We start from the raw sequence: 10,033 nt of genomic DNA, 5'->3' as shown, positions 1-10,033 counted from the left end.
AACCACGATTTATATCCATAAGTGGAGGAGTTCCATCCACTTTCATACATTCGTTGATTTCCTCTGGGGATAATGGTCGGTTATACACCCGCAGATTTAACATTTGACCGTGAAAACATTTTGCTGCTGGAGCGAGACTCTTGGCAATATAGTTTTTGGTACGATTAATACTACTGGGGACTCCTACAAAACCACTGCATACTTCCTGACCATCTTTGTAAATTTTGGCGTTTCCTGATTTGTCAATTGTTGCCGTCAGATATAACCATTGATTAACTTCAGGTATTGCAGTTGCTTCAAGTCTTGCAGTTGGTGTAGTGGCTTGTGCAATTGGTGTATAAACCCCTAATGATAGGTAATTGTTACGTCGTTGATTGAACAAAAAAATGTTGTTGTTTTTATGACCAATGGCAAAGTCAATAATTCTTGACCAATATTTGAAACTTTTATAATTTACCCAAACTCCTAGAGTGAAACCTTGTGAATAGTCAATATTCATTTCTGGCAGTTCGATATAATCATCAACCCCATTAAAGTTGATACAGTTGCCAAAGCGATCGTCTGCTACAACTGTTGCCCCATGAACTTTACCCTTGAGTTTTGCTGGAGAAACATCAACAATTTCTTTTTCTTTAGCAGCATTTTCGACTATTTCATTCAGTGGCAGATGTAGTTGTAACCCACGATTAATATCCATAGGTGGAGGTGTTCCATCCACTTTCATACATTCGTTAATTTCTTCTAGTGATAATACTCGCTCATAAATCCGTAGATGAGCAACTTTACCATCATAGAAGCCATAACCACAGCCAAATCTTACTTTAGTAATTGAACTGATTTGTTTATGTTTACCTGTACCACTTTGCCACAAACTACCATTCTGATAGATATTCATCTCGCCCGTAGCAGCATTCTTAGTAAATGTCCAGTAATGCCACTTATCCTTAAAATCAACAGCCTCAGCTATTTTTTCAACTCGTTCACTATAGGTTTCCTCTATTCCACAATCAAAATGAATGACACTGTTTGACCAAGGTAATTCAATGTTAACGACTCTATGATCGCCTTTTTCTTGTGCCAATATTACAGAACTTTCTTTAGGTAAAGACTTACCACCATTTGCCCAGAAACTAATTGTAATTTCCCCAGTTTCGGGAATAGTTGCTGTGGAAAGTTCGACATAATCATCCACCCCATCAAAGTTGATACAGTTACCTAAGTTCGGATCGGCTACAATTTCAGGAGTTCCATAAACTTTACCATTGAGCTTTCCTGCTGAAACATCAACAACTTCTTTTTCTTTAGCAGCATTTTCGACTATTTTATTCAGTGGCAGATGTAGTTGTAAACCACGATTTATATCCATAAGTGGAGGAGTACCATCCACTTTCATACATTCGTTAATCTCTTCTTCTGATAATACTCGGTCATAAATCCGTAGATGAGCAACTTTGCCATGATAGAACAATGTATCAGGGTCACAACCAAATTTCACCATAGTCACTGAACCTAGTTGTTGGTTTTTACCTGTACCACTTTGCCAGAGACTACCATTCTGATAAATTTTCATCTCGCCTGTGGCCACATTCTTAGTAAATGTCCAGTGAGTCCATTTATCTTTAAAATCAACAGCCTCAGCTAATTTTTCGATTCTGTCATAACCTTGAGCAGAAGTAGTCCTATATCCACAATCAAAGTAAATTTTACTATCTGACCAAGGTAAATGAACGTTAAAAAACATGTGATTCAACATGTTTTCACTTCGATTATATGCAACTATTATAGAATTACCTTTGGGTAGAGACTTGCCACCATTAGCCCAAAAACTCACTGTAATTTCATTATTTCCAGGAATAGCTGCTACAGGCAACTCAATATAATCATCAACTCCATCAAAGTTGATACAGTTACCAAAGCGATCATCTGCTACAACTGTTGCACCATGAACTTTACCATTGAGCTTTCCTGCTGAAACATCAACAACTTCTTTTTCTTTAGCAGCATTTTCCACTATTTCATTCAGTGGCAGATGTAGTTGTAAACCACTATTAATATCCATAGGTGGAGGAGTTTCATCCACTTTCATACATTCATTAATTTCTTCTGGTGACAATACTCGGTCATAAATTCGTAGATGAGCAACTTTACCATTATAAGACCCATAACCAGAGCCAAACTTCACTGTAGTAATTGAGCTTAATGGTTTTTCTTTACCCGTACCACTTTGCCAAAGAACACCATTGAGATAGATTTTCATTTCTCCAGTGGCAACATTTTTCGTAAATACCCAGTAAGTCCATTTATCTTGAAAATCAGCACTCTGAGCTATTTTTGATATTCTGTCAAAACTGTCATTAGAAGTAGTGGTATTTCCACAATCAAAGTATACATTACTATTTGACCAAGGTAAATGAATGTTGACTACCCTGTGATTACTTTTATCTACTGCTAAGATGATCGAATTCTGATTAGGTAAAGACTTGCCACCATTTGCCCAAAAACTAATTGTGATTTCCCCAGTTTCGGGAATAGTTGCAGTAGGCAGTTCAATATAATCGTCCGTACTATCAAAGTTGATACAGTTGCCAAAGCGAGCGTCTGCTACAATTTCAGGAGTTCCATGAACTTTACCATTGAGCTTTCCTGCTGAAATATCAACAACTTCTTTTTCTTTAGCAGCATTTTCGACAATTTTATTCAGTGGCAGATGCAGCTGTAAACCATTATTTATATCCATAGGTTTAGTTTCAGGAGTTGCACTAGCTGGACTTGTTGAGGTAGTATTACTAGCAAAATAGATATCGTGTAGATCGTTAGGTATTGTACCTTTAATCTTTTTTTGTTTAAAAGTAAGGGTAATAGATGTATAACGTTGGTCGTTCGGTAACTGAAATAAACCTAGACCCGTATCTGTGCCAAAAGAAGTACCTGGGTTGGGTGGAGTTGGACTGAACTCTTGTTTGCCTTGAGAGTTTTTACCAGAGATAGTTTGAGTAGCTGCATCTAGGAATACCCGAGCATTGTGTCCTTTGGCAAGAATGCCACTGTTGAATAATTTCCAGTCAGTTAAATTTACTGGACTACCATCTAGAGTTGTTGCTGTGACTGTGATGGTTGTATATCCAGCTTTGCTACCGTTGAAGAATCTTGATATGGCCAAATAGGTGTCTCCACAGGTAGCGCCATCAGTTACTTTTGAGTCAGTTAGAGAAGCTTTGTAGTTACTAAAATCTAAAGTAACAGAATAGTTATTTTCACGTCCTATAGTCCTGATTTGAGGCATAGTAGCAGTGATACCTTTTACCTGACCTGTTAAGGTAAATTGATTCCCTATTTCCCCAGATAGGAGGCGCTCTTCTGTAATGGGGGTATCACCATCTGGCTTTCCTTTCCAAGCACGGTCGTCATAGTCTATTTGATTGTAGGTTATACCTATTGTACCTCCTAGACCATCAGAGACTTGTGCTGTTTGGCCAAACCCTGGATACTTATAGTTGGTAGTATCCCAAAAAGTTAGGTTTTTAGTAGCGACTTCAGACATTATAATGCTCCTTATTTATTAATTAATCGGCAATTTTTAGCGATACTAATAGATTCTCTTAGATTCTCTGAAAACAGGGCTGTTTTATTCTCGATAGATACGGGGACGCGGAGACACGGAGATAGGGAGATGGAAGCTTTTAATTTATGATTAAAAGTTGACTTTTCACCCAAAGAAGTAGAACTGCTCACAACTGTCTCCCCATTAGGCTTTGAGAGAAACACAAAAATTTAGAATGAAACAGCCCTGGTCTGAAAAAATATACAATTCAGATATTTTTAGGCTTCTGTCTATCAACAAGTATAAGTTTTTTGATGCATAAACTAAACATTTCTTAACAGTAGATCTTACCATCGATCAAATTATTCATAGAGTTAAATTTTATTAAGGATTATTACTAAATTTTTTTCAGGAACAGGTCTGGCCAATTTGTCATAAAGTCCAATGTTAAAACAATAATAATGGCCTACTTAAATATCATCAAATTAAAAACTTTCAATTATTAAGTAATTGACTATATCAAAAAAAAATAATGATTTATATGGTTTTTATATTTCAAAGATAAAATGAAATCTATATTAATTAGTAAAGCCGATATCAGTTGTTATTGAAGCCAGCAAAATGTAGGATTAAATATACTAATTCCCTGATATTAGACCATATCAGGTATCAAACTGCTCTTGCGACAAGAGAATAAAAAAAGTCTTGGACATATCAACAATTATATTATTTAATTTTTATGCATCAAAATAGTCAAAAAAATAAAATTTTACGATCTAATAAAGTAAATATTATGAATCAGGAAGCATTAGTGGGCAATATATTAATTGTTGACGATCGAATTAATAATTTACGAATTTTAACTACTATTTTAAAGGAAAAAAATCATAAAGTAAGAAAAGCGATCGATGGTGAAACTGCAATTGAAGCAGCTAAAATAGAACCCCCTGATTTGATTATTTTAGATATAAAAATGCCAGGAATGGATGGCTATGAAGTTTGCCAATACTTAAAATCAGATAAGAAAACTCAAGGTATTCCAATTATTTTTATTAGTGCTTTAAGTGAAGTTTTTGATAAAGTCAAAGCTTTTGAAGTAGGCGGAATTGATTATATTACTAAACCATTTCAGGAAGAAGAAGTCTTGGCAAGAATTAATAGTCAGTTAACGATTCAGAAACAACAAAAACTTTTACAACAAGAAAAAGAACTATTGAAACAGGAACAAGAAAAGCTTAAGCAAGAAATTCAACACAGAAAAGAAACAGAAGCAATTTTATATCAATCTAGAGCTTTGATTTCTAGTATTTTAAGAAGTTCCCTGGATGGGGTTGCTGCCTTGGAAGCTGTCAGAAATACCAAAACAGGAGAAATTGAAGATTTTCGCTGCCTGGAAGTTAATCCTATTATTGCTGAAGTTTTCAATCAAGAACGAGAAAATTTAATTGGAAAGTTGATTTTCAGAAAGTTTATCGATAAAATTGATCCTGATTTATTTGCTGCTTTTGTCGGTGTTGTAGAAACAGGAATATCCCTACAAAAAGACTTTAATTATAAGTACAAAGAAGAACAAAAATGGTATTCTTGTATAGCAGTTAAATTAGCTGATGGTTTTGCTGTTACAGTCAGAGATATTACTGAAAGAAAAATATTAGAATTAGAGCTAAATCGTCTCGCAACTATTGACGGATTAACAGGAGTTTATAATCGTCCCACTTTTGATAAAACTATCGTGCAAGAATGGCAACGTGCTCAAAGAGAAAAACAACCTTTATCTTTGATTTTATTTGATGCAGATTATTTTAAATTATATAATGATTGTTATGGGCATCAAGCTGGAGATAATTGTTTGGTGCAAATTGCCCATGCTGCCTCAAAAATGGTCAATGGTCCGGAAGATTTTGTTGCTCGTTATGGTGGTGAAGAATTTGTCATCATTTTACCTAATACGGCTCGGCAAGGAGCGATCGTTGTCGCCGAGAGTATTCGACAAGCTATTCAGTTACTAGCTATTCCTCACAAACGTTCGCAAGTAAGTTCTGTTGTTTCTGTTAGTATGGGAATTGCTTGTGTTATTCCCACTAAAGACAGTTCACCAGAGACTCTGATTAGTATGGCGGATCGAGCAATGTACAAAGCAAAACAGCAGGGGCGAAATCTGGCGCTCGTTTATAATATCATGTCCGGTTGAATAGGGTTTGCTTATGGAAGTTTTTTGGTTAATCAATAGACATCTCCAGAAAACAGGGAACAGGGAACAGGAATAAATAATTGATAATTTATAAGTAAGAATTGCTGTGATTTTTGATTTTTGGAGATGTCTATTAGTTTAGGCAGCAGCGATCAAACCACTATGCCTTAACAAAGGTTCAGTGTTCGGTTCGCGACCTCGGAAAGTTTTAAACACTTCCATCGGATGCAAACTACCACCTAATGCTAATACTGTATCTCGAAAACGTTTACCACAACTGGCGATCGCTACTTCATCTTCTAAACCAGCTTCTTCAAAAGCAGCAAAAGCATCAGCACTCAATACTTCTGCCCACTTATAACTATAATAACCAGCAGCATAACCGCCAGCAAAAATATGTCCAAAGGCACATAAAAATGAATCTTCTGGCAATGGCGCTAACACAGTAGTAGTTTGAGCGATGCGGTTACGCACATCCACAACTGTTTCCTCACCACCTGGTTGATAACGATGATGTAGCTCAATATCAACTAAGGCAAAATGCAACTGACGCAACATCGCACTGCCACTCATATAATTTCTGGCAGCCAAAAGTTTCTGATAATAATGTTCTGGCAGAGTTTCTCCAGTTTCATAATGTTTTGCCATTCCAAATAAGGTGGAACTATCGTAACACCAATTTTCCATAAACTGACTGGGTAACTCCACCGCATCCCACTCTACATTATTAATACCAGCAGCTCCCGCATAGTCAACCGTGGTCAACATATGTTGTAAACCATGGCCGAACTCATGGAAAAGAGTTTCTACCTCACTAAAAGTCATCAAACTAGGTTTACCATCTACAGGTGGTGTTTGGTTGCATTGCAAATAAGCTACTGGCAAACGCAAAGTAGTTTGACCACTTTCCACAAGTTTCGCACGAGTTATACATTCATCCATCCATGCACCACCCCGTTTTTCTGCCGGGCGACTATAAGCATCAAGATAGAAGTAAGCGATCGGTGTATTTTTCTCATCACTGACTTGGAAATAACGCACATCTTGATGCCAGACTGGTGCTTCCCCATCAGCAGCAGTAATATTAATACCAAATATCCGTTTTACTAGAGCAAATAAACCATCAAGTACTTGGGGTAGTGGGAAATATGGTCGTAACTCTTCGGCAGTAAAAGCAAACTTTTCTTCCCGAAGTCTTTCCGCCCAAAAACTGGTATCCCAATGTTTCAGTTCATTTGCCTCTGGAGCATTTTTACTAGCAGCAAATTTTTTCAATTCTTCCAAGTCTGTAACTGCAGCATCATAACTCACAGTGCGTAGCTCTTCTAATAATTTTTCCACTGCTTCCACACCAGGCGCCATTTTACTAGCGAGACTCAGTTCTGCATAACTATTAAAGCCTAAAATTTCTGTTTTTTGTTGACGTAGCTCTAAAATACTCTCTGTTAAAGGATAGTTGTTTAACTCCCCACTAGAAGCACGACTAATAAAAGCTTTATACAGTTGTTCTCGTAACTCCCGTCGTTTGCTGTGCTGCATAAAGGGCACAAAACTGGGATAGTCGAGAGTGATACGCCATGGTCCATTTTCTGGTGTTGCATTTTCTGCTCCAGCATCTCTTGCACCTTGAGCTGCTAGACTTAATAAACTGGGAGGTAAACCATCGACTTCTTCTTTGTTTGTCAATGTGAGACTAAAAGCTTTTGTGGCATCGAGGACGTTATTGGAAAACTTTGTAGAAAGTTCTGCTAATTTTAGTTGAATAGTGTTGAAACGCTCTCGTTGTTCACCTTCTAGAGCTACTCCCGAAAGTTCTGCATCTCTGATAGCAGCTTCAACTATGCGTTTTTGTCCTGAATCTAGATTTTGCCAACTATCACTATTGTGTAATTTTTTAAAGGCTTGATAAAGAGGTTGACTTTGGTTTAGTTTATTAGAAAATTCTACTACTTTTGGTTGTACTTCATCATAAGCTTTTCTTAGTTCAGGACTATTTTTTACTCCCATTAAATGTCCTACTATTCCCCAACTCCAACTTAAACGATCTACTAATTTTTGTAGGGGTTCTACCAGGTCATTCCAAGTTGGCTTAACTGTGGTTTCTAAGTTTGTTAATTCTTGCTTTAATTCTGCCAGAAGTTCTGTCATTGTAGGGACTACATCTTCTGGTTTAATCGATTCAAAAGGAGGTAATCCTTTACCATTTAATAATGCTTTATTTGTCACTGTAGCTTGAGCATTCATACGCAGTTTTTCTTGGTACTCCAATCATTTTTATTTTTGGTATTATATTATTGTAGCTTAATTAAGCAAAAAATCATCAATACCCCTTTCAGGTCAAATCCGGTAATATTGGTGTAATTAGAGTGTAGGGAGGCTGGGAGATGGAGACCCACCCCTAATATTATGTCCGGTTGAATACTTATTATTAAGATAGTAGGGGAGTAGGGGGGTGGAGTAAGGAAAATAGAAAGATTTACTGTTTAGCAAGAGGATAAGTTTTTTCATCACTCACAGACGTTGCATGCAACGTCCCTACAGGGTTTTGGTTATGACGATGTGGTTCATCAAGAGCGAAAAGCGCTGTTAAGATCGCTAATTACTCCCGAACCACCCATCAACCAACTAATCTGTAGGAAGTTGCCTGCAACTTCCCCACCTAATTCCCTCAGCACGAAAATCATAGCTAAATTCATCAAAGTCCTCCGCTTCTCATCTTCAAGTATTTCATTCTTAGCGTACAGTTTCGTTCAGTAGATCCCTGACTTATATCATGTCCGGTAGCATCGGTCTTGTATAGTAGGGAACAGGGAACAGGCAAGAAAAAAACTTAAATTTCCTGTAGATATCCACGCTAACTTTTACACAAACGATACCAACGGACATGATATTACTAGATTAATTAAATCCTTTGAAAAATCTAATTTTCAAATTCTTGAAATCTCTTATTTTTTCAAAGATTTATTTGGAATAGTTGATAAAGGATAATTGGGAGACTCTGCTTTTTCCCAAATTGAATAGAAACGTTCTTTGTTAGTTTCAAGGTCTATTTCTTGATAGGAAATATAATCACTTTCCTTCTCTTCATTGATTAACATTCTAGTCGTAAAAGAGTTTCTTTCAACCAACAAATTTTCATAAATCATCACATTAATATTATGCCAGTCATAATTATCAACATTTTTGGCATTAGTACAACAAATATATCGTACTTCTACCCCTGCTTCTGCTTGCTCTCTAAGTACTTGTAAATGTTCTTGTGTAGGAGATTCAGGAAGTATAAAAACTCTTTTTATGAGAATACCTTTTTGAAGTATTTTTTTACTTACTTTCCAAAAATACACACCCAAATCACTATGCCACCATGTAGGAGTAGTCATGCTGTGAACTGCCAATAACTGACATTTGCTTTTTTGGATATCAATTTGTTCCAATAATTGAACCACTTTATCTATGCGCGATCGTCCACTGACGGCAATTTTGATTTCAGGCATAATGGTATTAGTCAAAATTGTATCTTCAAAGAGAGTTTGGTTATTTTTGTCTAACTTAACGTCAGTCAGGTTGGCTTCAGTCAGGTTGGCTTTACTCAAATTTGCCTTACTTAAATTGGCTCTGGTTAAATCAGTTTTCATGAGATTTGCACCTGAAAGATTAGCATTACTAAAATTGCACCCTATCAAAATTGATTCGGAGAGGTTAGCTTCATTATCACTTAAATCTACTTTGCTGAAATTTAACTTACGAAAATCTCTCATTCCTATTTTATATAGACTCATCAGTTCCTTTTCTTCATAAATATCTTGAGGATATTCATTAGGAGCGTAAACGGCAACAATTGCTTTAACGTAAGCAAATAGATAAGCTTTGATAATATTTTCATGGCTATAAATTCTGATAACTTCTTCCTCGCCATATTTTACGACAACCATAGCAGTCACCGCTCCTTCTTTTCCCGGTGTTAAATTAGCTATGTAGATAGCTTTGAGTTCATGTTTGATATCAACTATATGAGATAAAGCTTTATCAAAAGCAGTAAAAAGCGCATTAATTGAACCTCTTTTGAACCCAGACTCTGTATGATATTCTTTTCCAAATTGATCTTGTAAAATAACTGTAGCAAAAGTTAGATCCTTTTTGGTGCAGAGAACTTCAAACTTTTTAATTTTCCAGCCTTGAAAAAGGAGTAATTTATCCTCAAAAGAAATATTATTTTTCAGAGGATCTTCCTTCCAATTGATGGATAGTTTTTCTCTCCTTTTATCTATAGATTTCTGAGCTAGTTTTTCTTTGAAAAATTC

Annotated in this window: 5 protein-coding genes; 1 reads left to right on the top strand and 4 read right to left on the bottom strand. The window is 36.2% G+C overall.

The annotated features are described in order from the left end of the window. The coding region (locus tag AC3DU7_RS05515; protein WP_488038351.1) for a LamG domain-containing protein at nucleotides 1–3,541 on the bottom strand (3,541 nt) is incomplete at its 3' end. A gap of 793 nt (nucleotides 3,542–4,334) precedes the next feature. Between AC3DU7_RS05515 and AC3DU7_RS05510 the strand changes: the two genes are divergently transcribed. Then, nucleotides 4,335–5,732, top strand: coding sequence for a diguanylate cyclase domain-containing protein (locus AC3DU7_RS05510; protein ID WP_488038350.1), 1,398 nt, complete (start codon nucleotides 4,335–4,337; stop codon nucleotides 5,730–5,732). Between the two features lie 138 nt (nucleotides 5,733–5,870). Here the strand turns inward: AC3DU7_RS05510 and AC3DU7_RS05505 are convergent, their stop codons facing one another. The 3 genes from AC3DU7_RS05505 to AC3DU7_RS05495 form a co-directional block, all read right to left on the bottom strand. Further along, nucleotides 5,871–7,976: a M3 family metallopeptidase gene (locus tag AC3DU7_RS05505; RefSeq protein ID WP_488038349.1), complete on the bottom strand. Its 2,106-nt coding sequence runs from the start codon at nucleotides 7,974–7,976 to the stop codon at nucleotides 5,871–5,873. Nucleotides 7,977–8,299: 323 nt separating this feature from the next. Further along, complete coding sequence (locus AC3DU7_RS05500; RefSeq protein WP_488038348.1) at nucleotides 8,300–8,428, bottom strand: hypothetical protein; 129 nt, start codon at nucleotides 8,426–8,428, stop codon at nucleotides 8,300–8,302. 249 nt (nucleotides 8,429–8,677) lie between these two features. Beyond that, the coding region (locus AC3DU7_RS05495) for a pentapeptide repeat-containing protein (RefSeq protein WP_488038347.1) at nucleotides 8,678–10,033 on the bottom strand (1,356 nt) is incomplete at its 5' end.

This window comes from Okeania sp. (genome assembly GCF_983059655.1).
This window is presented reverse-complemented; position numbering and strand designations above follow the sequence as displayed.

What these genes read in the sequence shown, in the direction of transcription:
- AC3DU7_RS05500 (WP_488038348.1), bottom strand. Translation starts at nt 8,428, where the DNA reads ATGAATTTAGCTATGATTTTCGTGCTGAGGGAATTAGGTGGGGAAGTT.
- AC3DU7_RS05505 (WP_488038349.1), bottom strand. Translation starts at nt 7,976, where the DNA reads ATGAATGCTCAAGCTACAGTGACAAATAAAGCATTATTAAATGGTAAA.
- AC3DU7_RS05510 (WP_488038350.1), top strand. Translation starts at nt 4,335, where the DNA reads ATGAATCAGGAAGCATTAGTGGGCAATATATTAATTGTTGACGATCGA.